Source organism: Bacillus luti (assembly GCF_009739945.1).
GTDB classification, from domain to species: domain Bacteria; phylum Bacillota; class Bacilli; order Bacillales; family Bacillaceae_G; genus Bacillus_A; species Bacillus_A luti.
In genome coordinates, this window is record NZ_CP040336.1 from 4,744,662 (window position 1) to 4,767,610 (window position 22,949).

The window sequence follows — 22,949 nt, forward strand, 5'->3', positions numbered from 1 at the left end:
AAATTTGAGATTACATCTTCTTTCACTAATATGGTTAATACTATATTGTAAAATCTCATATTCAAGATTTTTAATACACATTTTGCATTACCACTACTCTTTCAAACAGATTACAGTTAAACAAATTATTGTATACACATATCATCTATGTTAAAGGAGAAAGACGATGAAAAAGTTATTTATTTCACTAACAGTTCTTTTCGTTCTTGTTATGAGTGCTTGTAGCAATGGCTCTACAGACAAAAAGAACGATGCAAAAGGTAGTAAATCAGAAACAATTACATACCAATCTGAGAATGGTAAAGTAGAAGTTCCTGCAAATCCAAAACGCGTTGTAGTTTTATCATCATTCGCTGGTAACGTAATGTCATTAGGTGTAAATCTTGTTGGGGTAGATTCATGGTCTAAACAAAACCCACGCTTTGATAGCAAACTTAAAGATGTTGCTGAAGTATCAGATGAAAATGTTGAAAAAATCGCTGAACTAAATCCAGATTTAATCATTGGTTTATCAAATATTAAAAATGTTGATAAGTTAAAGAAAATCGCTCCTACTGTAACATACACTTACGGAAAAGTTGATTACTTAACACAACATTTAGAGATCGGTAAGTTATTAAACAAAGAAAAAGAAGCAAAAACTTGGGTTGATGACTTCAAGAAACGTGCACAAGACGCTGGTAAAGAAATTAAAACAAAAATCGGTGAAGATGCAACAGTTTCTGTTGTAGAAAACTTCAACAAACAGCTTTATGTATACGGCGAGAACTGGGGCCGTGGAACAGAAATTCTATACCAAGAAATGAAATTAAAAATGCCTGAAAAAGTAAAAGAAAAAGCATTAAAAGAAGGTTACTACGCATTATCTACTGAGGTATTACCTGAGTTTGCTGGTGATTACTTAATCGTAAGTAAAAACAAAGATACTGATAACTCATTCCAAGAGACAGAATCATACAAAAACATCCCAGCAGTAAAAAATAATCGCGTATACGAAGCAAACATGATGGAATTCTATTTCAATGATCCACTTACATTAGATTTCCAACTAGACTTCTTCAAGAAGAGCTTTCTTGGTAAATAATACAAACATGAGGAATTCTTAATTTAAGAATTCCTCTTCCTTTATTCTATGAACAGAAAAGATGTGAAACGAATGACAAAAGAACATGACAATACACGTTCTATAGCTTTTACATACAAATTAATTTTAAGCATAATTGCATTCTTTCTTATTTTTATGGTTGCAATGGTATTAGGTGCTGCAGATACTTCAATAAAAGACGTATGGTTAGCACTCACTTCCTCCGCTAAAGGAGACAAAATATCTATTATTCGCGAAATACGTTTGCCACGTGAAGTTGCTGCTATTTTTGTAGGAGCTGGACTTGCTGTTTCTGGAGCAATTATGCAAGGATTAACACGAAACCCACTTGCAGATCCTGGATTATTAGGGCTATCTGGTGGAGCAAATGCTGCGCTTGCACTAACACTTGCTTTCAACCCTTCCATCAGCTATCTTTACTTAACATTAGCTTGCTTTATCGGTGCTGCAGTTGGCGCAATTATGGTATTTGGAATTGGTATGGTGAAAAAAGGCGGGCTCTCCCCTCTTCGAATTGTATTAGCTGGTGCTGCCGTTTCGGCATTTCTACTCGCAATTTCAGAAGGAGTTGGCATTTACTTCAAAATTTCACAAGATGTATCACTTTGGACTGCTGGGGGCGTAATTGGAACAACTTGGAGCCAATTAAAAGTTATTATTCCAGTCATTTCAATTAGTATCTTTATCGCTATCTTACTAGCAAAAAAATTGACAGTTCTTAGTTTCAGTGAAGAAGTAGCTATTGGACTAGGTCAAAAAATTATCTTCATTAAAACCATTTTATTTATCATTATTATCTTACTTGCTGGTGCTTCTGTAGCCCTTGTCGGAAATATGGCATTTATCGGTTTAATGGTACCTCACATGGTACGTCCAATTGTTGGACCTGATTACCGATTTGTTATACCGATGTCAGCAATTGCTGGAGCTTCCTTTATGCTACTTGCAGATACAATCGGACGTACCATTAACGCTCCGTACGAAACACCAGTTGCCGCTATTGTCGCAATTGTAGGGTTACCATTCTTCCTATTCATTGTACGTAAAGGAGGAAAAACATTCTCATGATGCCATCTATTCTAAGAAAACAACGTCTTATTATACTCGCTTTACTTATAGTGACCATCACAACCATTGTAATTGGAATGGGGCTCGGTTCAGCATCTTTATCTTATGATCGACTACTCCCAACGTTAATGGGACAAGGGACTTTTAAAGAGGAGTTCGTTTTATACTCTTTAAGACTACCTAGAATTGTCATTACATTATTAGCTGGTATGGCTCTCGCTTTATCAGGGGCTATTCTACAAGGAATTACCCGAAATGATTTAGCTGAACCTGGTATTCTCGGTATCAACTCTGGGGCCGGTGTTGCTGTTGCTATTTTCTTTTTATACTTTCCAATAGATGTAGGTTCATTTCTTTACTTACTACCTGTCGTTGGATTTATCGGGGCATTTCTAACAGCTGTTCTAATTTACGTATTTTCATATAGTAAATCAACTGGGCTTCAGCCGGTGCGATTAACATTAACTGGTATCGGTTTTGCATTTGCACTATCTGGAACGATGATTGTCCTTATTTCATCCGCAGATCGTATGAAGGTAGACTTTATTTCAAAATGGATTGCCGGAAATATTTGGGGAGATGACTGGATCTTCGTTCTAGCAATGCTCCCATGGTTAATCATATTAATTCCGTTCGTTTTCTATAAAGCGAATCGATTAAACATTTTAGCATTAAACGAACCAGTCGCAATCGGTGTTGGAATTGAAATTGAAAAAGAACGCAGATACCTATTAGTTGCAGCCGTTGCACTTGCCGCTGCAGCTGTTTCCGTAACAGGAGGAATTAGCTTTATCGGGCTGATGGCTCCTCACATCGCAAAATCCTTAGTTGGACCAAGGCATCAAATCTTCATGCCTATCGCCCTTTTAATTGGCGGATGGCTATTGCTATTAGCAGACACAATTGGACGAAATATCGTTGATCCTAATGGCATCCCAGCAGGTATTGTCGTCGCTTTAATTGGTGCACCTTACTTTATGTATTTGTTGCTTAAAAAAGCGTAAAGAAACACCCTCAAGAACTTTTCTTGAGGGTGTTTTTATTCTACTGCTGTCCATATCCTTCAAACTTCTTCGCCAAATTCTCCATCTCATCTTCTGGCAATAACTTCGGTTCTCCGACGCTTTTCGTTTGATAATAAATTTGCGCACAGAACTCAATCTCTTCCGCAACAGTAAACGCCATTTTTATATTATTTGCACCAGCAATTAAACCGTGATTGGCAAGTAACACGGCACGTCGATCAATCATCCCTTCAAAAGCAGCCTCTGCTAATTGCTTCGTACCGAATGTTTCATATGGCGCACAGCGAACATTTGGGCCTGCAAAAGCAATTAAATATGATACAGCAGGAAGCTCCCAGCCCAATGATGCGATCGTCTTTGCGTAAGGAGAGTGTGTATGCACAAGCGCATTTATGTCTTCACGATTTCGATAATAAATAAGATGCATATCTAGTTCACTTGATGGTTTTCTCTCTCCCTCTACTACTTCACCATCTAAGTTTAATATAACTACATCTTCAGGCTTTGTTTCATAATACTCTAAACCACTTGGGCTAATCGCAACAAGACCTTGTTCACGATTGAAAATACTAATGTTACCGCCTGTCCCCTTTGTTAAACCGCTAGAAATCATTTTCTTTCCGTACGCTACAATCTCTTCTCTTTCTTTTTGTAATAACATATATATCCCCCTAAGTATGAAGCTTGTGATGACTGACTTTAGATTTATCTACTTATTGAAATAGCTTTTTTAAATTCTCCGTAAACGGTGCTTTTACAATCCCTTTTTCCGTAATAATCGCTGTTACATTTTCATGTGGCGTAACATCAAATGCTGGATTATATACTTTGCTTTCTTTCGGAGCAGAATATTGTCCGAAGCGATTAATTACTTCAGAGGCATCCCTTTCTTCGATTGGAATTCCTTTTCCTGTTTGTGTTTTTAAATCAATCGTTGGTGTTGGTGCCGCTACATAAAATGGAATGTTGTAGTATTTAGCTAAAATAGATACACCTAATGTTCCAATTTTATTTGCTACATCACCGTTTGCTGCTACACGGTCACATCCAACGATTACCGCATCAATCTTCCCTTGTGACATGACCATAGCTGCCATATTATCCGTAATGACAGTGACGTCAATTCCCGCTCGCTGTAGTTCTAATGCTGTTAACGTTGAACCTTGTAATCTAGGGCGCGTTTCATCAGAATAGATTTTTAAGTCCCATCCTTTTTCTTTCGCTAAGTACATTGGAGCTGTCGCAGTACCATACTTAGTCGTCGCTAACGCACCTGCATTACAATGTGTTAATACTCCCATTCCATCATGGAATAATGTTAATGCATGTTCTCCAATTTGACGGTTAATTTCTTCATCTTCTCTATGAATCTCTTTTGCCTCTTCTAGTAATCTATCTTTCAACTGCGAGATTGATAAGTGAGTATTCGCCGTCGCTATATTCTCCATTCTTTCAAGCGCCCAAAATAGATTTACTGCCGTCGGTCTTGATGTCGCTAAGTATGCACATACTTTTTTTACTTCAGCCATAAATCTTTCTACCGTACTTTCAGCAAATTCCTTTACCCCTAGATACACACCATAGGCTGCTGAAACACCTATTGCCGGTGCTCCTCGTACTTTCATTACTTGAATCGCATCCCAAACACCCTCAGCCGTTTTAAAAGATTCATAGACTACTTCGTTCGGTAATACTGTTTGATCTAATAATACTAAAGCATCCTCTTTCCACTGAATGGGTATTAATTGCTCTGCCATCATCTTCTCCCCTTACTTCGTGCTATGCATTTGTTGTTTTAACGTTTCTACAAAACTGCTACCTGTTTTATATTGATTTGCTTCTAGAATAAATTTCTTCGCGGCCTGAAGACAAATTCGCTCTGCTCTAGCACGTGCTTCATCATTCCCAATATAAGTAATATCCTTTACTTTCGCTAATCCAACAATACGACGAATTAACTCAAGACCTGTCACTGCCGCTGTATCCTCTAATACAGATTGTAAATAAACTTCGTTAAAGCCTTCTTCCTTCGCCATAATCTCTGTCACATGAATATCCCAAGCATCTAAAAACTTCTTCTTAAATAAATCAATTACCTCTACCATTGTAGTTTGTAGCCAATCCATATACGTATCTTTCTCAGCACCAAGCGGCATCGTTGCATCTGCATTCACCCAAGCGAACATTAAATTCGCCATTACATTCCCAATGTCATATCCCATAGGCCCATAAAAAGCAAACTCAGGATCAATAACCTTTGTAGAATCACCTTTCACAAAAACAGAACCGGTATGTAAATCACCGTGGAGCAACGCCTGCGCATTCGTCATAAAAGAAAATTTAAGCTTCGCTACTTCCATACGAAGCTCTTTATCACTATAAATATGCTCCCTAATCCATCCTTCATTTAATTGAAACAACTCGTTACGTTTATTATGGTTTGTAAATGGCTCTGAATATACGAGATCCTCTGTAATCTCACATAATTCAGGATTTATATAACTCTTCACAAGTTCCTTCTTCTCTTTATGATTCATTACAACATCTGATGTTAATAGCAGAGTATTTACCATAAAAGTAGTTAAATCATCTGCAAGCTTTGGAAACATTTGATGATTTATAAGCGCTGTGCGCAATATCGTATGATTTGATAAGTCTTCCATCACGCAACAATTCATCAAACTATCAAACAAATATACATCTGGCACCAGTCCAGGTGCTAACTCACCCTCTAATCGTAAAACATCCGATTCTATACGGATTCGATTCGTCGACAACTTAAACTCATCTGAAATACGAGCTGTATCCCCAGCCTGCTTTACGATGATAGAAATGTTCTCCTTTTCATCCCAAACGCGGAACACATAATTTAAATTGCCATCACCTATTTCTTTACACTGTAACCCCTTTGCCTGTTCAAACTTAGGCACTTTCTCTTTCACATATGCAATCACATCTTTAGCTTCCATTAAAAAATACTTCGTGAACTTAGACATGGTTTCCCCTCCACACTAATTGTAAGCGTTTTCTAAAAGCCGTAAAAAATAGTAGATGAAATGTTTTATCCTATAATATATATTCTTCTTTTTGAAATGTATATCTAGGTTTTATTATATCTTGTTAGTACTTTGAGTCAATGTTTCTAATTATCCTTACAATATACTTCTTAATTATATATTTTGGATGACAAAAATTGTTCACAAAGATTCCGATTCATTTTATTTTATTTATCGCACAATTCTTTGTAAAATAGAAATAAGCAGTTCCTTTCAAATCCAAAACTTCTAAGAAATATTTCCTTCCGAAGAACTTATACTTACACCATATCTCTAACATACACACTACTCTTTCAAACACTCATCGAAAATTTATGGCATGTAAATTACCTTTTTATTCCCTAACACCCTTAATTGAGAATAAATATTAATTAAATTGGTATAAAGTTGGTTTATTCTCTTGACAAAATAACCAATTCTATATGATAATTAATATCGAATTAGAATTATTATAGTTAATTAAAAAATATATTTTATGAGCACACTATTTTTTGATGCTCACAACCAACATTTAGGAGGAATTTTAATATGTTATTAATCGGCACAGAAGTAAAACCGTTTAAAGCTAATGCTTACCATAATGGAGAATTTATCCAAGTTACTGACGAAAGTTTAAAAGGAAAATGGAGTGTAGTTTGTTTCTACCCAGCTGACTTCACATTCGTTTGTCCAACTGAACTTGAAGACTTACAAAACCAATACGCAACTCTTAAAGATTTAGGCGTTGAAGTATACTCTGTATCTACAGACACTCACTTCACTCACAAAGCATGGCATGATAGCTCAGAAACTATCGGAAAAATCGAGTACATCATGATTGGTGACCCAACTCGCACAATCACTACAAACTTCAACGTTTTAATGGAAGAAGAAGGTCTTGCTGCTCGTGGTACATTCATCATTGATCCAGACGGCGTTATCCAATCTATGGAAATCAATGCTGACGGTATCGGCCGTGACGCAAGCATTCTTGTTAACAAAATTAAAGCAGCTCAATACGTACGTAACAACCCAGGTGAAGTTTGCCCAGCTAAATGGCAAGAGGGTTCTGCTACACTTAAACCAAGCCTTGACCTTGTAGGCAAAATCTAAGGAGTTCGATCAAAATGATACTAGATGCAGATATAAAAACACAACTATCCCAATACCTTCAGTTAATGGAGAACGATATTTTACTTAAAGTAAGCGCAGGAGACGACAACGTATCTAAAGATATGTTAGCTCTAGTAGACGAATTAGCTACTATGTCATCTAAGATTACAGTAGAAAAAGTTGAATTAGAGAGAACACCAAGCTTTAGCGTAAACCGCCCTGGTGAAGACACTGGTGTCGTATTCGCTGGTATTCCATTAGGACACGAATTTACTTCATTAGTGTTAGCTTTACTACAAGTAAGTGGACGCGCTCCAAAAGTTGAACAAAAATTAATCGATCAAATTAAAAACATTCAAGGCGAATATCATTTTGAATCTTATATCAGCCTAAGTTGTCATAACTGTCCTGATGTTGTACAAGCTCTTAACGTAATGAGCGTTCTTAACTCTGGTATTACACATACTATGATTGATGGCGCTGCATTCAAAGAGGAAGTAGAAAGCAAAGACATCATGGCAGTACCAACTGTTTATCTAAACGGCGAATCTTTCGGAAGCGGTCGTATGACACTTGAAGAAATTTTAGCTAAAATGGGTAACGGTCCAGATGCATCAGAGCTTTCTGATAAAGATCCATACGATGTTCTTGTTGTTGGTGGCGGCCCTGCTGGTGCTAGTGCAGCAATTTATGCAGCACGTAAAGGCATCCGCACTGGTATCGTTGCTGAGCGCTTCGGTGGTCAAGTAATGGATACTATGGGCATTGAGAACTTCATCAGCGTAAAACGCACTGAAGGTCCTAAGCTAGTAGCAAGTCTTGAAGAGCACGTAAAAGAATACGACATCGATGTAATGAATCTACAACGTGCGAAACGTTTAGAGAAAAAAGAACTTATTGAAGTGGAACTTGAAAACGGCGCTATTCTGAAAAGTAAGAGCGTAATCGTTTCAACAGGTGCTCGCTGGCGTAACGTTGGCGTACCAGGTGAAGCTGAGTTCAAAAATAAAGGTGTAGCATACTGCCCACACTGTGACGGTCCATTATTCATTGGAAAAGACGTAGCAGTTATCGGTGGCGGTAACTCTGGTATCGAAGCAGCTATCGACTTAGCGGGTATCGTTAAGCACGTAACTGTTCTTGAGTTCATGCCAGAATTAAAAGCTGATGCTGTATTACAAGAGCGTCTTAACAGCTTACCAAACGTAACTGTTCTGAAAAACGTTCAAACGAAAGAAATTACTGGTACTGACAAAGTAAACGGTATTTCTTACATCGATCGTGAAACTGAAGAAGTTCATCACGTTGAATTACAAGGTGTATTCGTACAAATCGGTCTTGTGCCAAACACAGACTGGTTAGGCGAAACAGTTGAACGCGCTCGCGGCGAAATCGTAACAGACAAGCACGGCGCTACAAACGTACCAGGAGTGTTTGCTGCAGGTGACTGTACAAATAATCCGTACAAACAAATCATCATCTCTATGGGTTCAGGTGCAAACGCAGCTTTAGGTGCATTTGATTACTTAATCCGTAACTAATAAAAAAGACGCGCTACCAATAGGTAGCGCGTCTTTTTTATTACATTGTATGCAAATGGTCGTCAAATTCCTTCCAGCATATTAAATCATACGGTGGTTCTATATCTAATACTACATTTACATCTTCTGCTACTAATTGTATTCTTTTTTCTGGGTTATCTCTTTTTCCTGAAGGATAAATAGCAAGCTTAATTATTTCCTGCTCTCCATCTTCATAAATCCTTTTCTTTAAGTCTAATTGGTCAATTTGTTCTTTTGACGGAATCACTTCCCCTTCCCAATCACATATTTCAAATAGAGGATATCGATCCCCATACCACTGTTCAATAATCTCAATGACTTTCAGAATAATATACTTCCCCGATACTAATTGGTAACTAACAGCATCACCTGCTTTTAAAGAAGTATTTGCTATAAATCTCTTCGGTACTTTTTTAGCTTGTGGCTGCGGAGAGTGCAACTGTTCCCTAAGTTTATTTAAGACTACTTCACGTTTTCTCTGCAATTTAGGTTCAGCCTTCCACCGGGCTAAATCTTCACCACCCTCTATTATTTGCAATGCCTCCTGTTTAACATTCTCTTGAAGCCTTCCTAACTTCCATTGTATGTAAGCAAATGCTAACCAAAAAACCAGTATTTCTTCATCATCTAGTTCAGTCTGATATTCCTCAATTACAATCCTACTTGCTTCTTCATTTGAATATTCATTTCCTAACAAATCCTTATAAATCAACTGAATATCTTTGGCAATATCCTCTGATAATATCGCTACTCCCCAAGCCCCCATACATTAGCACTCCAATCTATAAACTAAAAACCGCTCATTCCCATTCTTCTCATAAGCACCTGGCAACCTTACTTCCTTCTTCAATTCAAACGCAGTCTGATTCTCCAAGAAGAAAATATAATCTTCAGAAGGGTAGTATAAAATAATATCCACTTCTCTCCCCGTTTCTTCTACCGAAAGCAAAATGTTATTTACTACGTTCATAAACACTTGTACTGAAAACGGATTAAAGAAATAAAATCGGTTATCACGTGGATCAATTTCATATTCCTGTGCTAAACAGCATTCAAACCCAATTTTATCTTTACTGTTTCGTGCCTTTCGCGCATACCGATCACGATTAACCATCGCTTCGTTATAAAACTCTTCATTCATTTCAATTCCAACGGCTGAAGCACCACACTTATGGTGCATGTAAAAGTTTAATCTACCTTTCCCGCATCCAAAGTCTACAATTCGGTCGCTACTTCTTATTTCATATTGATTCAATAACTCATCTAATCCGCTATATGGCGTCGGTTCATATCGGTGATAGTGCATAGACTTGTTAAATCCTTTTTGCTCACCGACTGTTTTTATATTTAAAACTGCATCATAATATTGTTCGTTCATTGATTTTCTCCTATTAAGAAATGGTACTTATTATTATACACCATGAGCTAGAGAGCAATTTTTTATCGACTTAATTGGTACGTGAAATTATATAGGTGATTTTTTCAATATATCGACGTTTCGACAATTCACAACAAAAAACAGGAGCTCTCTAGCCCCTGTCCTCTAACACTTTCAATACCGTTTGTTTCAATATTTCTACCCCATCCATAATACAACTATGATCAAACTTCATATACGGATGGTGTAATCCAGGTTGTAAGTTTGCCCCTAGTCCAAGCATAACTGCTTTTAAATGCGGTCTCTTCACTGTGTAGTAATGGAAATCATCGCTTCCTGTCGTATAGAGTGGTCCTGTACATCTCTCTTCCCCATACACTTCGATAATACCTTTGCGCATATAACGCTCTGCTTCTTCTGATACTTCTGCTCCTGGGGCAAGATCAATCCATTCGTATGAAGTTTTTGATCCCATCGATGCAGCAGATTCTATTATACACTCTATCTTTTTCTTTAATTCTTGTAATAGCACATTACTCTCTGCTCTGACATCTAAACTGAAATGACCGTTACCTGGAATGATATTTAGATTATCACCACCAGCTTGGCACCTCGTCATTTTCACCGAATATGAACTTTGCGGTGGTAACCATATATTTTTCAAACCGATATTAATCATAGAAATGACATCAATCGCATTCACACCTTGGTGAGGTCTTGCTCCATGTGCGTCTTCCCCATGAATTGTCCCCTCTAAAAACCCTGCTGCTCCGTGACGAATAGATGGGGCAGCTTGTTTCAAAGGTAGTTCTTCAATCGGCCTTAAATGAACACCAAATAAGAAATCAGCATCATCCACAGCGCCTTTCTCTACCATCTTTAAAGAGCCATTTCCTTTTTCCTCTGCCGGCTGAAAAATAAATCTAACCGTACCGCTTTTCCATCTCATATTCTTTAATTGTAAAATAAGCCCCATTACAATTGTCATATGAGCATCGTGACCACACGAATGATTCGCCTTAAATTCTCCATTCACTTCTTGCCAAAGTGCATCCATATCAGCACGAATTGCGATAACTGGATTCCCAGTACCAATCTCAGCGATTACACCTGGGCAATCATCAAATATTTTATATGAAATTCCTTCTTCTTTTAAAAAGTTAGTAATATACGCTGTCGTTTCATACTCTTTCCAACTCACTTCAGGGTTTTCATGTAAATGCTGAAAAATTTCCGTTAAACGCTCTTGTAGTTCTAATGTTTTCAAAGCTACATTCTCCTTCCCAAATTCCAAAGCAATCAGGTTAATTATACTTATGAAAAACAGATGTTTTTATGAACATATTGAATTTTAAGAAAAAAGTCAATTGTTTATTTTCAGTTACTATTAATAACTCATTTCCACTCAATTTATACAGAAAGAACATTCGTTATTTTCTGTTTTTTATTGACGCTTACATCAATTTTTAGTTATTATAATTTAATAACGTCTATTTTGCGACAATTCTAAAAAATACAAAACATACATAATGAGGAGGCAGTTTATGAAAAAAGAAATACCTTTTGGAGTAGCAATAATCCCTATTATCATTACAGTTGCAGTTATGATGGTTACAATTGTTGTATTAAAACAAAGCCCTCACGTCCCACTTATTATCGGTACAACCGTTGCTTCTATCGTCGCTTGGCGCTATGGCTACAAATGGAACGATCTTGAAGAAGCAATGTATAAAGGAATTCGTCTTGCATTACCCGCTATCGTTATCATTATTCTTGTAGGTTTAACGATTGGTGCTTGGATTGGCGGTGGAATCGTCGCAACAATGATTTATTACGGTTTAAAACTTTTAACTCCATCACTATTTTTAGTTTCAATTACCGTGATTTGTTCTATCGTTGCGTTAGCAATCGGTAGCTCCTGGTCTACAATGGGAACAATCGGCGTTGCTGGAATGGGTATTGGCCTAAGTATGGGAATCCCAGCTCCAATGGTTGCTGGTGCCATTATTTCAGGCTCTTATTTTGGCGATAAAATGTCACCGCTTTCAGACACAACAAACTTAGCCGCAGGATTAACAAATACAGATTTATTCGCGCATATTCGTCATATGTTATTTACTACAATCCCAGGTTTAATTATTACTCTTATCGTCTATGCGTTCTTAGGAAGAAGCTTCGGCGAGAATAATATTGATGCAAAAAGCATCGATCAAACGTTACAAGTCTTGCAACAAAACTTTGTTATCTCACCTTTCCTATTAATCATACCCGTAGTCGTTATGGTATTGGTCGCTAAAAAAGTACCAGCTATACCAGCTATTCTCGTAGGTATTATTTTAGGATTTCTATCACAAGTCTTTATTCAAGGTGGTTCGGTCTCAGCCTCTGTCGGTGCACTCCAAGCTGGATTTGTCATAGACACTGGAAACAAGCTAGTAGACGAACTATTTAACCGCGGTGGCTTAGATTCGATGATGAATACAGTTTCTATGACAATTGTCGCTATGACTTTCGGCGGAGTATTAGAACATACCGGAATTCTTCGCTCAATTGTAAATCAAATTTTAAAATTAGCGACATCAGCAAAGGGACTTATCGCTTCTACTATCGCATCTTGCTTTGCAACGAACCTTACTTGCTCTGAACAATATATTTCGATTGTTGTTCCTTCAAGAATGTACGCAAATGCATACACTGAAAAAGGACTACATTCTAAAAATTTATCCAGAGCATTAGAAGATGGCGGAACATTAACTTCTGTTTTCGTTCCTTGGAATACGTGCGGTGTATTTATACTCGCAACACTTGGAGTAGGCGCATTCGAATATGCTCCTTATGCTATATTGAATTTCATCGTACCTGTTATCTCCATTATTTACGGCATAACTGGTCTTACAATTACGAAACTATCAGACATTGAAAAAGCAGAACTAATAAAGAAACAAAAAGCTCAACTAGAAGCTTAAAAATAGCGGTAAATTCAGTTCATATATTGCGCGAGGACGCCCTTGTTGATAGGGCATTTCCTCGCCGCAAATATGGGCATACCCATAATCAACTAATTTCTTTAACAACCTTTCTGTTGATCGCCGCGTCACTTGTAAGTACTCAGAAAGATCTGCTGCGGTAAATTTCAATGATGGGTGTGATTGACTAAACTGAATAATTTTTGACAAGTTTGCTGGACTAAGCTTCGTTTCCTTCGCTATTTTCATTAATTCTGGGTTAGCATTTTTCAAACTTTGTACTCTCTGCTCTTTCGGAAATGGACCAAATAGTTCCTTCTCACTAGTTAGTATATAAAAACAATGATCTATTGGATTATTCTTCGCAAAATCTTGAGCGATTTTAGCATTTTGCTCCGCTTCTTTCACAGTTTTCCCGTAACCAAACCCAATAGCTATCCTACCTTCTATACTCATAAATATGTTATCTATCATATTTGTTTTTATACTCGATTCAATATCACCACGAGTCGTATACAAAATAAATGTCATTTCATCAACTTGTTTAAATGAACCACGTAATTCTTTTGAAACTACATTTAATTGTTCAAGCGAGCTTTCTTGTATCTCCATAAAGGATATAATACAAGCACCAACAGTTGCTGAATGGCTTTTTGCTAACTCGGCTTTTATTTTTGCATCTTTTAACCCATGTATAATGGATTGCGTCGGATCTATCATACGCTCTGAAGGGATACCTATTTTTTGAAGCTCATCATAAACAGCGTGAATACTAGTTAAAGCTAGATCCGAATCTCCTGATTGATACTTAGCTACATGGAAATCGATGACTCTATTTATTTCGTCTTTACTCCACAACATATTTTCATAATCCATCACTTGTGGCTTTTCTTTCAAACCAATATCGTGGAATACATTTGTAATAAACGAACGATCTACTAAATCAATTGAAATTTTATGAGGTTGAATGCTTTGATGATATATTATAGAAAGGAGTGAAGATGCAACCGTTGTCTCGTCTTGTTGTAAGTACGTACTTGGAATTCGTAATTGTTCTCTTATTTCTTTTGCCATATAATAAGGTAGGGCACCCGAGAAAAAGATAACATCACAAGGTTTTAAACGCTTTAATATTTCAGAAGATTCAGCCGGATGAAGGTAAATATATGGATCAATCTCTATTTCTTCTAATTTATGAGCAATAGGTAAAAGATTCTCCATAAACTCCTTTGAACCGACAACTGCAATTTTTATTATCATTTTCTCTAACTCCTTATCATTAATTAACGACTATTTAACGTCAACTATATCAAATGTACAAAACTATTGTAAACAGGAAGGGGTCTTTATTCAATGAAAATTACAGCTATTCATCTTTACGCAATTCGTTTACCACTTCGCGATCCGTTTGTTATTAGTTATGGTTCTTATTCTGATATGCCTTCTATTATCGTCAAAATGGAAACTGATGAAGGCATTATCGGTTACGGTGAAGGCGTCGCTGATGATCACGTTACAGGTGAATCATGGGAAAGTACTTTCCATACTTTAAAACATACGCTAGCTCCTGCTCTTATCGGACAAAATCCAATGAATATCGAAAAAATACACGATATGATGGACAATACAATTTACGGTGTTCCAACAGCGAAAGCTGCAATTGATATTGCTTGTTTTGATATAATGGGCAAAAAATTAAATCAACCTGTATATCAATTAATTGGCGGGCGCTACCATGATGAGTTCCCCGTTACTCACGTCTTAAGCATCGCTGCTCCAGAAAATATGGCTGAAGAAGCTGCTTCTATGATTCAAAAAGGTTACCAATCTTTCAAAATGAAAGTCGGTACAAATGTAAAAGAAGATGTAAAACGAATTGAAGCGGTGCGTGAACGTGTAGGAAATGACATCGCGATTCGCGTTGATGTAAACCAAGGTTGGAAAAATAGCGCCAACACATTAACGGCACTTCGTTCATTAGGACATTTAAACATTGACTGGATTGAGCAACCTGTTATCGCCGACGATATTGATGCAATGGCTCATATTCGTTCTAAAACAGACCTTCCACTTATGGTTGATGAAGGGTTAAAAGGTTCTCGTGAAATGCGCCAAATCATTAAATTAGACGCAGCTGATAAAGTGAATATAAAACTAATGAAATGCGGCGGCATATATCCTGCCGTAAAACTTGCTCATCAAGCTGAAATGGCCGGCATTGAATGCCAAGTGGGATCAATGGTCGAATCATCCGTTGCCTCTTCCGCAGGATTCCATGTCGCTTTCTCAAAGAAAATCATTACGAGCGTTGAGCTAACAGGGCCATTAAAATTCACGAAAGACATTGGTAACTTACATTACGACGTGCCATTCATTCGTTTAAACGAAAAGCCAGGACTAGGTATTGAAATAAATGAAGATACCATGCAAGAACTAACCGTCTTTCAAGACGTTGTACGCTAAAGGAGGACTCATACATGACAGTTCTATATGAAGGTGCATTAAAACAAAATAACGAGTCATTTCACGTTACATTACTATCAAGTAAGCATATCGAACAAATTTTATCACTACAAAACGTTGTAGTTGAAGCACTAGAAGATAAAGGTCGTTTACAACCACTCTCACAAGAAGAATTTCAATACATTCTAGAAGGAAACGGCATGATGATCGGTGCCTTTATCGAAAACGAACTCATCGCATTTCGTGCCCTACTCGTCCCTCCTATCGACGACGAGCATTTAGGACTTGATATTGGCCTATCAGAAGGTGAACTACACCGCGTCATCTATCAAGAAATCTCAAACGTTCATCCGAACTGCCGCGGAAATGGTATGCAAAAAATATTAGCGGAAGTCATCATGGACGAACTACAAAAAGAAGATGGAAAGTACGACTATGTTTGCTGCACCGTAGCCCCTTTTAACATTCCGAGTTTGAAGGATAAGTTTGCGCAAGGGATGGAGGTTGCTGCACTGAAAGAGAAGTATAGTGGTAGTATGCGGTATGTTTTTGTGAAGGAATTGCGTAAGGATATAGAAAGAGATTGGTCCGATGTTAAGAGTATTCCGATGAGTGATGCTAGTGGACAGCAGACGTTGCTTTCAGAGGGGTATCGTGGGTATAAGATGGAGAAAACAGACGATACTTTCATTGTGAAGTTCGGACGATAATCTATGTACAAAGAGAACCCTAATTTATTAGGGTTCTACTTTATTTCATCCTAAAATAATAATTACACCGTCATCTTCCAACTCGATAACGCTAACCAGTTCTCCATTTCCTTATAATCAGGCATTATCTTCCCGACAAGACGCCAAAAAGAACGATCATGATTTAAATGAACCATATGGCACATCTCATGAACAACTACATAATCAATTACTCGCTGTGGTGCCATCGCTAACTTCCAATTGAATGTTAACTGTAAATTTGAATCACAAGTACCCCACGTACGACTACTGTCTGTAATACGAATAGAACGCGGTTTTGTTTTGAAGTTACTTTGATGCGCTTTAATGCTCTTCTCTACTAATGCCTTGCACTGCTTATAGTAAAATCGTTTTAAAGCCTGCTGGATTTTCTCATCCTTAAGCTCTTTCACATAAATATGTAACTTCTCTCCTTCAAACACTGCATTATCTTGCGTAATACTTGCATCCTGAGAAATTTGTATCGGATACGTATTTCCTAAATACAAAAAGCCCTCTCCTTGATCATAATCCTTTTCCTGTGGTCCAAGCGCTCGCTCTTGCATTTCCTTACGTGTTTTCTGAATCCAATCCCATTTCTCCTCTAGCAACTGGACTAAGTATTCAACAGGTGTTCCCTTCGGAGCTTGAACTTCCACATTGCCGTATGAATCTACAAAAAGACGCACCGACTTTTTCTTCTTATAAGTTATATGAAAATTAATTGTCTCACCTAAATATGTATGTACCATTTCATCACCTAACGTATTATTTTACAAATAAAAAAGAGTAGGATACAAACGTCCTACTCTACCTATTATATCATTTACTGCTTTAACGAACTCATTACCCTCTATACTTTACACCTAATCCCTTAATGAAATTCCTTGCGTATCTATCGCCGCACTCTTTGTAATTTTTATGACCTTTTTTTCTTAATAGAGCGCCTAACTCTCCTTTTGTTACCGTAACGCCTACGCTATCTAATATATCAAGTACATCTTCACTTGTTAAAGATAGTGCGATTTTCATTTTCTTTAGAAGAAGGTTATTAGCACTCTCTTTGCTTTGTACAGGTGCAGATTGTCCTGGTTTTGGATCTTGCTTTCCTCTTTTTAAAGTAATAAATCCGTTTAAAAATGACTCTAACATCATCATATCGCATGTTAGTACGTACTCATCTTCGATTACATCGTCATTTTCAGATTCATGCTGAGGCGCTCTCTTTATTTTTGTAAGCATATCAACTACGTCTTCTTTCGTTACTTCCATTCCGCCAAGTTTAAAGATTTCCACCATATCGATATCTTTTATATCTAAAGCGTACCTTACTCTTTTTAATATATCGTTATTGCTCATTGCCATTGTTTTTCCTCCTGAAATGTTGATTATGTTTACTTAGGCTTTACTTAAATAAGGTTATTTTTCATTATTTTCATAATTAAATTTAACTAAAAAAGTAGTGCCTTCCGATCCTGTTTGAATTTCTATTTTTGCATTATGACGGGCAGCAATGGCATAACATATGCCTAACCCCAATCCAGTTCCATTATCTTTGGTCGTGTAAAATGGAGTACCCAGTTTTTCTAATACTTCAGGCTTAATACCTTTTCCTTGATCTCGCACTGCAAGCACCACGCAATTTTGACCTTCCTTGTAGGTGCTAATGGCTAGTACTTTCCTTTCGCTCATCGCTTCTAAGCCATTACGGTATAAGTTTATTAATAATTGCCGTATCTCATTGCGATTTAAAAGTAATTCCGGAATGTCATTTGTATCGACTTGAATATATTTATTTTGATTATACGTATCAACCTTTATTAAAGGGATAATGTCGTGAATAATTGCATTTAAATCTAACATCTGCAAATCTGATTTCCTTGTATTACCCATTGATAGAAATTCAGTAATAATAGAATTGGCACGGTCAAGTTCTTCAATCATTAATTTAAAGTACTGATTATGTTTCTCATAAGTGTTCTCTTCTTTTAATAATTGCAAAAACCCCCGTACTGCTGTCATTGGATTTCTAATCTCATGACTGATACCTGCTGCCATTTGCCCTATTAACTCTATGTTGGATAACCTTTTCAATTCCTGCTCATATTGCTTTTTTTCCGTTATATTTTTAAAAATACAACAAATACCATCATCATACGGGTAGGCAATCACTTCGTGCCAATATTCATCAGAGGTAGAAAGAACTTCGAAGTGCACTGTAGTTCGCTCTGACATTGCACGATGAAATTCCTTATACATAACTGTGTCGACGCTACTCCGGAAAATCTCCCATACATTCTTGCCTAATACATCTTTTGCTGTTTTTCTTTGCGGAAAATATTGATGCTTATTTACGTACGTAAATTCCCATTTATTATTCAAAGTAAAGAGTCCATCCGTAATACTTTCAATCACACTTGTAACTTTTTCATTAGCATTTGCTAGTTCTCTCGTTCGTTCTGCCACCATGCTTTCAAGTTGATCCATATATAACAAGTTTGAAAACGTAGGAGCTGTGGCATCAACGATAGATTTTGCCAGTTGAATTTGTGAATTATCGTAATTGTGAGCTTTTCCCTCTTCGCCAACGACGATCGCCCCTAATACTTCTCCCATTGAAACTAATGGAATCATCAGTAAACCCTTACTATCTATATTTTTTGTTTGAATAACCTCTTGGATTTTGGCTTCATAGCTTTTCTCCATCCAATCTGCTTCTGTCCAATCACAGTCCGAGCTTAACTTCGTTGTCTTAATCGTTGTTTTGTCTAGCGGGTCTAAAAGGTGGGCAGCCATGTTTTTGCTCTCTAAAACCTGTCCTAAGTAAAAAAAACATTTATCAAAACTTTCCTGTATCGAGGAACACATTGATAAATCACGGGTAACATTTAGTAACAGCTGCTTCTCGGCAATAAGGTTTTCTTTTTGTTTTAAATTATTTGCGTTTTGAATTGCGACCGCAGCCATATTTACATAAGCTTCAACACTTTGAATTTCTGAATCTGTTAAGTTCATTGGAGTTCCATAATCAAATAGAAAAACCAGACCAAATAACTCTTGCTCAAATGAAATAGGCAGAGCTAATAAGGACTTAATTTTGAACGCATCAACCGGTCTCGGATCCGGCCGATGGTCCTTTGAGGTGTCAGGGATATAGATGGTTTTTTTTGTTTCAATAACTTCTTTTGCCAGTAAGTCTATTTCAGGATCAATGACCTGAGTATCAAGCGTTACGCCATTTATAGTCTCTGGTTTTCCTGCAAACCCTCTAAACGTTCCATCTTCCTGTGGTAAATAAATTCCAACAGCGTTGCACTTAACAATCTCCTCTGATATCGCTACTGTTACACGCTGCAATACTTCACGTAGTTCTAATTTTGTATTTATTATTTTCGTTATATTCGCGAGCCTAGAATATCTCGTCTGATCACTTAACATTTACATAGCCTCCAATTATAGGCACAATAAAATAAACATGATAATATCAGTGAAAATCAAGACCAACCTGTCATTTCAGATTTTCTCCTGTATTCTTTTCTTCCCCTTGTTTTACACAGAATACCTCGCTTACCTATGATACGGTTCAACTTAATAAAGCATCCCCTCTAACTTTCAAAAGTTATACCGTTTCACTATCGCCAGCCTTATCAACACTAGCCTCAAACTTATCCAGCAATACACGCACTTCATCTGTTGATTTCGTGCTCATCAATTGATTTCTTAGTTCAGCAGCTCCAGGGAATCCTTTTACATAAATTTTGAAAAAGCGATGAAGCCCTGTGATTGAACGTGGTAGTACTTCTGCATATTGATCTTGAAGATCAAGCTGTAGTCTTAAAAGGTCTAGATGTTCTTTACTGCTATGCTCTCTTGGCTCTTTTTCAAACGCAAATGGATTCTTGAAAATGCCTCGTCCGATCATTACGCCATCAATGCCGTATTTTTCAGCAAGTTCCAGCCCAGTTTTGCGGTCAGGGATGTCTCCGTTGATTGTTATTAACGTATTTGGTGCAATACGGTCACGTAATTTTTTGATTTCCGGAATTAGTTCCCAATGCGCATCTACTTGGCTCATTTCTTCTCTTGTACGTAAATGAATAGAAAGGTTTGCAATATCTTGTTTGAAAATATGCGTTAACCAATCTTCCCACTCACTTAACTCTTTAAAGCCAAGTCGCGTTTTTACGCTGACAGGTAGTCCGCCCGCTTTCGCTGCTTGAATAAGTTCTGCTGCAACGTCTGGACGTAGAATAAGGCCACTCCCTTTTCCTCTCGACGCTACATTCGGTACTGGGCAGCCCATATTAATATCGATTCCTTTAAATCCGAGCTCTGCCATGCCAATACTCATTTGACGGAAATATTCAGGATTGTCTCCCCATATATGCGCCACCATCGGCTGTTCATCTTCTGTAAAAATCAAACGGCCACGCACACTTTTCATACCTTCTGGATGACAATAGCTATCCGAGTTTGTAAACTCTGTGAAGAATACATCTGGTCGACCTGCTTCACTTACTACGTGACGGAACACAACGTCTGTCACATCTTCCATTGGTGCAAGTACGAAAAATGGTCGCGGTAAATCACGCCAAAAATTATCTATCATTTTAAATTCAAATCCTCTCACTATGAATGCAATTTCAAACTCTCAATTTTAAAATATATGGCCAAATAACAACTGGACATTTATTATTTGTAAAAATCAGCAATAGTTATTTTAACTAAAATCGTTGCTGAATAGTATTTTTATAAAGTGAAACTTTAATCAGTGGTCCCCACCTAACTTCTTTGCTTCCGCTGAATTTTGAGGTGGGGGTCTTACTGCCCATTAAAGCGGGATAAACCAAAAAGCAGGTGGTATAGACTTTTTCTATATCAACTGCTTTTTTATTATACCAACTTAAGCCAAGCCACACACTCCACATGAGTCGTATGCGGGAACATATCAACAGGTTGTACTTCCTGCGTTTTATATCCGCCTTCTTCTAATACTTTTAAGTCACGTGCTAATGTCGCAGGGTTGCATGATACGTATACGACGCGTTTTGGCTTCATGTCAATGATTGTGTTTAGTAATGCTTCGTCACAACCTTTACGCGGTGGATCTACGACCATTGTGTCAGCAATTACGCCTTCTTTGTACCATTTTGGAATGACTACTTCTGCTTCTCCTACTCCAAACTCAGCGTTTGTCATATTGTTTAGTGCTGCGTTTCGGTTTGCGTCTTCGATTGCTTCTGGAACGATTTCAACACCGTACACTTTTTTCGCTTTTTGCGCTAGGAATAAGGAGATTGATCCGATTCCGCAATATGCATCAATTACTGTTTCGTTACCGTCTAATTTTGCGTATTCTAACGTTTTATCGTATAGCACTTTCGTTTGTTCTGGGTTTACTTGATAGAATGAACGTGCTGAAATCGCAAATTTAATGTCACCGATAAAGTCATAAATATATTCTGATCCGTACAATACTGTCGTTTTGTCTCCGAAGATTACGTTTGTACGTTTCGGATTTACGTTTTGAACAATCGATTTTACTTCTGGGAATTTCGCTGTGATTTCTTCAATAATCGCTTGTTTGTTTGGCAATTCTGCAGTACGCGTAATGAAGACAAGCATAATTTCCCCTGTTACTTGTCCATAGCGAGCCATTACGTGGCGAAGTGTTCCTTTGTTTCGCTCTTCGTTATATGCCGAAATACCGTGCTTTTCACAAATACGTTTTACTTCTTGAATTAATGTATCGTTTTCTTCCGCCTGAATTAAACACGATTCCATATTAATGATGTCATGTGTTCCTTGACGATAGAAACCTGCTACAAGTCCGCCTTCACGTTCTCCGATTGGTACTTGTGCTTTATTACGGTATACCCACGGGTTTTTCATGCCAAGTACAGGGTGAACAGGAACATCGCCTAGTCCGCCAATACGCTGCATCACGTCACGTACTTGTTTTTCCTTCGCTTGTAATTGTCCTTCATATGTTAAGTGCTGAAGCTGACAACCGCCGCACTGGTTATATACTGGGCACTCTGCATCTTTACGATATGGACTTTCTGTATGAAGCTTCATTAAACGACCAAATGCGAAGTTTTTCTTCACTTTAATAATTTTAATTTGAGCCTCTTCACCTGGTAAGCCGTTTTTAACGAAAATAGGATAACCTTTTACTTTCGCAACACCGGCACCATCATGTGTTAAATCTTCAAATACTACACCTATAAACTCGTTTTTTTCAACTGGTGGCGTCATTTTTGTACTCATTTTCCGACCTCTCTTTTTCATAACACTGCGTTACATTTTATCATACTTATATGGTCTATTTCTATTGGAAGAAAAAAAGCTATTGACGATAGTTCTCTAGTAATGTTACGCTACTACTAATTTAATACGGACGATGTTACCTCATATATACTTGATAATATGGATCGAGAGTTTCTACCCGGCAACCTTAAATTGCTGGACTATGGGGAAAACTAATGAATATTAGCCTATGTGCA

Annotated in this window: 20 protein-coding genes and 1 riboswitch; of the genes, 8 read left to right on the plus strand and 12 right to left on the minus strand. The window is 37.4% G+C overall.

Annotated features, from left to right (window positions below; all coding sequences use genetic code 11):
- Positions 1-166: 166 nt before the first annotated feature.
- Genes EUC40_RS23935 through EUC40_RS23945 form a run of 3 tightly spaced genes read left to right on the plus strand, consistent with a single transcriptional unit; the run spans position 167 to position 3,177 of the window.
- Positions 167-1,084, plus strand: coding sequence for an iron-hydroxamate ABC transporter substrate-binding protein (locus EUC40_RS23935; RefSeq protein WP_156576774.1), 918 nt, complete (start codon positions 167-169; stop codon positions 1,082-1,084).
- 48 nt (positions 1,085-1,132) lie between these two features.
- Complete coding sequence (locus tag EUC40_RS23940; protein WP_002017353.1) at positions 1,133-2,173, plus strand: FecCD family ABC transporter permease; 1,041 nt, start codon at positions 1,133-1,135, stop codon at positions 2,171-2,173.
- A complete protein-coding gene (locus EUC40_RS23945) occupies positions 2,170-3,177 on the plus strand; it encodes a FecCD family ABC transporter permease (protein WP_151623604.1) in 1,008 nt (335 codons plus the stop codon). Before EUC40_RS23940 ends, EUC40_RS23945 begins: the two co-directional genes overlap by 4 nt.
- A 40-nt stretch (positions 3,178-3,217) precedes the next feature.
- Here EUC40_RS23945 and EUC40_RS23950 read toward each other — a convergent pair whose 3' ends face one another.
- From EUC40_RS23950 to mtnK, 3 genes are read right to left on the minus strand one after another with little or no spacing between them, the layout of a single operon-like run.
- Entirely contained in the window at positions 3,218-3,859 is a 642-nt protein-coding gene (locus EUC40_RS23950; protein WP_000926562.1) for an L-fuculose-phosphate aldolase, read from the minus strand.
- Positions 3,860-3,911: 52 nt separating this feature from the next.
- On the minus strand, positions 3,912-4,958 hold the full coding sequence (gene mtnA / locus EUC40_RS23955) for an S-methyl-5-thioribose-1-phosphate isomerase (protein ID WP_156576775.1): 1,047 nt from the start codon (positions 4,956-4,958) through the stop codon (positions 3,912-3,914).
- Between the two features lie 9 nt (positions 4,959-4,967).
- Positions 4,968-6,194 (minus strand): S-methyl-5-thioribose kinase, encoded by a 1,227-nt coding sequence (gene mtnK / locus EUC40_RS23960; protein ID WP_156576776.1) that lies wholly within the window; start codon positions 6,192-6,194, stop codon positions 4,968-4,970.
- 588 nt (positions 6,195-6,782) lie between these two features.
- Here mtnK and ahpC point away from each other — a divergent pair.
- Both ahpC and ahpF read left to right on the plus strand, forming a co-directional pair.
- The gene (gene ahpC / locus EUC40_RS23965) at positions 6,783-7,346 is read left to right on the plus strand and encodes an alkyl hydroperoxide reductase subunit C (protein ID WP_000924420.1); all 564 of its coding nucleotides are present in this window, start codon (positions 6,783-6,785) and stop codon (positions 7,344-7,346) included.
- A gap of 14 nt (positions 7,347-7,360) precedes the next feature.
- The gene (gene ahpF / locus EUC40_RS23970) at positions 7,361-8,887 is read left to right on the plus strand and encodes an alkyl hydroperoxide reductase subunit F (RefSeq protein ID WP_016089513.1); all 1,527 of its coding nucleotides are present in this window, start codon (positions 7,361-7,363) and stop codon (positions 8,885-8,887) included.
- A 40-nt stretch (positions 8,888-8,927) separates the two neighbouring features.
- Here the strand turns inward: ahpF and EUC40_RS23975 are convergent, their stop codons facing one another.
- From EUC40_RS23975 to EUC40_RS23985, 3 genes are all read right to left on the minus strand, one after another.
- Positions 8,928-9,674 (minus strand): hypothetical protein, encoded by a 747-nt coding sequence (locus EUC40_RS23975; protein WP_156576777.1) that lies wholly within the window; start codon positions 9,672-9,674, stop codon positions 8,928-8,930.
- Positions 9,675-9,677: 3 nt separating this feature from the next.
- Positions 9,678-10,286, minus strand: a complete 609-nt coding sequence (locus EUC40_RS23980; RefSeq protein WP_071710528.1) for an SAM-dependent methyltransferase — start codon at positions 10,284-10,286, stop codon at positions 9,678-9,680.
- A gap of 151 nt (positions 10,287-10,437) precedes the next feature.
- Positions 10,438-11,553 carry a M20 peptidase aminoacylase family protein gene (locus EUC40_RS23985; RefSeq protein WP_156576778.1) on the minus strand — a complete coding sequence of 372 codons (1,116 nt, stop codon included), beginning with the start codon at positions 11,551-11,553 and terminating at the stop codon, positions 10,438-10,440.
- A 277-nt stretch (positions 11,554-11,830) separates the two neighbouring features.
- On the opposite strand from EUC40_RS23985, the gene nhaC reads away from it, so the two are divergent.
- Positions 11,831-13,252, plus strand: coding sequence for a Na+/H+ antiporter NhaC (gene nhaC / locus EUC40_RS23990; RefSeq protein ID WP_156576779.1), 1,422 nt, complete (start codon positions 11,831-11,833; stop codon positions 13,250-13,252).
- On the opposite strand, the gene EUC40_RS23995 is transcribed toward nhaC, so the two are convergent.
- The gene (locus EUC40_RS23995) at positions 13,241-14,512 is read right to left on the minus strand and encodes a transcriptional regulator (RefSeq protein WP_071710530.1); all 1,272 of its coding nucleotides are present in this window, start codon (positions 14,510-14,512) and stop codon (positions 13,241-13,243) included. The two genes, nhaC and EUC40_RS23995, sit on opposite strands and share 12 nt — an antisense overlap.
- A gap of 93 nt (positions 14,513-14,605) precedes the next feature.
- Between EUC40_RS23995 and EUC40_RS24000 the strand changes: the two genes are divergently transcribed.
- Both EUC40_RS24000 and EUC40_RS24005 read left to right on the plus strand, forming a co-directional pair.
- Positions 14,606-15,715 carry a mandelate racemase/muconate lactonizing enzyme family protein gene (locus EUC40_RS24000; RefSeq protein ID WP_156576780.1) on the plus strand — a complete coding sequence of 370 codons (1,110 nt, stop codon included), beginning with the start codon at positions 14,606-14,608 and terminating at the stop codon, positions 15,713-15,715.
- A gap of 14 nt (positions 15,716-15,729) precedes the next feature.
- Positions 15,730-16,425 carry a GNAT family N-acetyltransferase gene (locus tag EUC40_RS24005; protein ID WP_156576781.1) on the plus strand — a complete coding sequence of 232 codons (696 nt, stop codon included), beginning with the start codon at positions 15,730-15,732 and terminating at the stop codon, positions 16,423-16,425.
- A gap of 62 nt (positions 16,426-16,487) precedes the next feature.
- Here EUC40_RS24005 and EUC40_RS24010 read toward each other — a convergent pair whose 3' ends face one another.
- The 5 genes from EUC40_RS24010 to rlmD form a co-directional block, all read right to left on the minus strand.
- On the minus strand, positions 16,488-17,195 hold the full coding sequence (locus tag EUC40_RS24010; protein WP_071710533.1) for a M48 family metallopeptidase: 708 nt from the start codon (positions 17,193-17,195) through the stop codon (positions 16,488-16,490).
- A 94-nt stretch (positions 17,196-17,289) separates the two neighbouring features.
- Positions 17,290-17,808 carry a YehS family protein gene (locus tag EUC40_RS24015; protein WP_156576782.1) on the minus strand — a complete coding sequence of 173 codons (519 nt, stop codon included), beginning with the start codon at positions 17,806-17,808 and terminating at the stop codon, positions 17,290-17,292.
- A gap of 54 nt (positions 17,809-17,862) precedes the next feature.
- Positions 17,863-19,881, minus strand: a complete 2,019-nt coding sequence (locus EUC40_RS24020) for a GAF domain-containing sensor histidine kinase (RefSeq protein WP_156576783.1) — start codon at positions 19,879-19,881, stop codon at positions 17,863-17,865.
- Between the two features lie 181 nt (positions 19,882-20,062).
- Positions 20,063-21,052: a tRNA dihydrouridine synthase gene (locus tag EUC40_RS24025; RefSeq protein ID WP_000566679.1), complete on the minus strand. Its 990-nt coding sequence runs from the start codon at positions 21,050-21,052 to the stop codon at positions 20,063-20,065.
- A 284-nt stretch (positions 21,053-21,336) separates the two neighbouring features.
- Positions 21,337-22,713 (minus strand): 23S rRNA (uracil(1939)-C(5))-methyltransferase RlmD, encoded by a 1,377-nt coding sequence (gene rlmD, locus EUC40_RS24030; protein WP_156576784.1) that lies wholly within the window; start codon positions 22,711-22,713, stop codon positions 21,337-21,339.
- A 121-nt stretch (positions 22,714-22,834) separates the two neighbouring features.
- Positions 22,835-22,936, plus strand: a riboswitch (purine riboswitch).
- Positions 22,937-22,949: the final 13 nt, after the last annotated feature.

What these genes read in the sequence shown, in the direction of transcription:
- EUC40_RS23935 (WP_156576774.1), top strand. Translation starts at nt 167, where the DNA reads ATGAAAAAGTTATTTATTTCACTAACAGTTCTTTTCGTTCTTGTTATG.
- EUC40_RS23940 (WP_002017353.1), top strand. Translation starts at nt 1,133, where the DNA reads ATGAACAGAAAAGATGTGAAACGAATGACAAAAGAACATGACAATACA.
- EUC40_RS23945 (WP_151623604.1), top strand. Translation starts at nt 2,170, where the DNA reads ATGATGCCATCTATTCTAAGAAAACAACGTCTTATTATACTCGCTTTA.
- EUC40_RS23950 (WP_000926562.1), bottom strand. Translation starts at nt 3,859, where the DNA reads ATGTTATTACAAAAAGAAAGAGAAGAGATTGTAGCGTACGGAAAGAAA.
- mtnA (WP_156576775.1), bottom strand. Translation starts at nt 4,958, where the DNA reads ATGATGGCAGAGCAATTAATACCCATTCAGTGGAAAGAGGATGCTTTA.
- mtnK (WP_156576776.1), bottom strand. Translation starts at nt 6,194, where the DNA reads ATGTCTAAGTTCACGAAGTATTTTTTAATGGAAGCTAAAGATGTGATT.
- ahpC (WP_000924420.1), top strand. Translation starts at nt 6,783, where the DNA reads ATGTTATTAATCGGCACAGAAGTAAAACCGTTTAAAGCTAATGCTTAC.
- ahpF (WP_016089513.1), top strand. Translation starts at nt 7,361, where the DNA reads ATGATACTAGATGCAGATATAAAAACACAACTATCCCAATACCTTCAG.
- EUC40_RS23975 (WP_156576777.1), bottom strand. Translation starts at nt 9,674, where the DNA reads ATGGGGGCTTGGGGAGTAGCGATATTATCAGAGGATATTGCCAAAGAT.
- EUC40_RS23980 (WP_071710528.1), bottom strand. Translation starts at nt 10,286, where the DNA reads ATGAACGAACAATATTATGATGCAGTTTTAAATATAAAAACAGTCGGT.
- nhaC (WP_156576779.1), top strand. Translation starts at nt 11,831, where the DNA reads ATGAAAAAAGAAATACCTTTTGGAGTAGCAATAATCCCTATTATCATT.
- EUC40_RS23995 (WP_071710530.1), bottom strand. Translation starts at nt 14,512, where the DNA reads ATGATAATAAAAATTGCAGTTGTCGGTTCAAAGGAGTTTATGGAGAAT.
- EUC40_RS24000 (WP_156576780.1), top strand. Translation starts at nt 14,606, where the DNA reads ATGAAAATTACAGCTATTCATCTTTACGCAATTCGTTTACCACTTCGC.
- EUC40_RS24005 (WP_156576781.1), top strand. Translation starts at nt 15,730, where the DNA reads ATGACAGTTCTATATGAAGGTGCATTAAAACAAAATAACGAGTCATTT.
- EUC40_RS24010 (WP_071710533.1), bottom strand. Translation starts at nt 17,195, where the DNA reads ATGGTACATACATATTTAGGTGAGACAATTAATTTTCATATAACTTAT.
- EUC40_RS24015 (WP_156576782.1), bottom strand. Translation starts at nt 17,808, where the DNA reads ATGGCAATGAGCAATAACGATATATTAAAAAGAGTAAGGTACGCTTTA.
- EUC40_RS24020 (WP_156576783.1), bottom strand. Translation starts at nt 19,881, where the DNA reads ATGTTAAGTGATCAGACGAGATATTCTAGGCTCGCGAATATAACGAAA.
- EUC40_RS24025 (WP_000566679.1), bottom strand. Translation starts at nt 21,052, where the DNA reads ATGATAGATAATTTTTGGCGTGATTTACCGCGACCATTTTTCGTACTT.
- rlmD (WP_156576784.1), bottom strand. Translation starts at nt 22,713, where the DNA reads ATGAGTACAAAAATGACGCCACCAGTTGAAAAAAACGAGTTTATAGGT.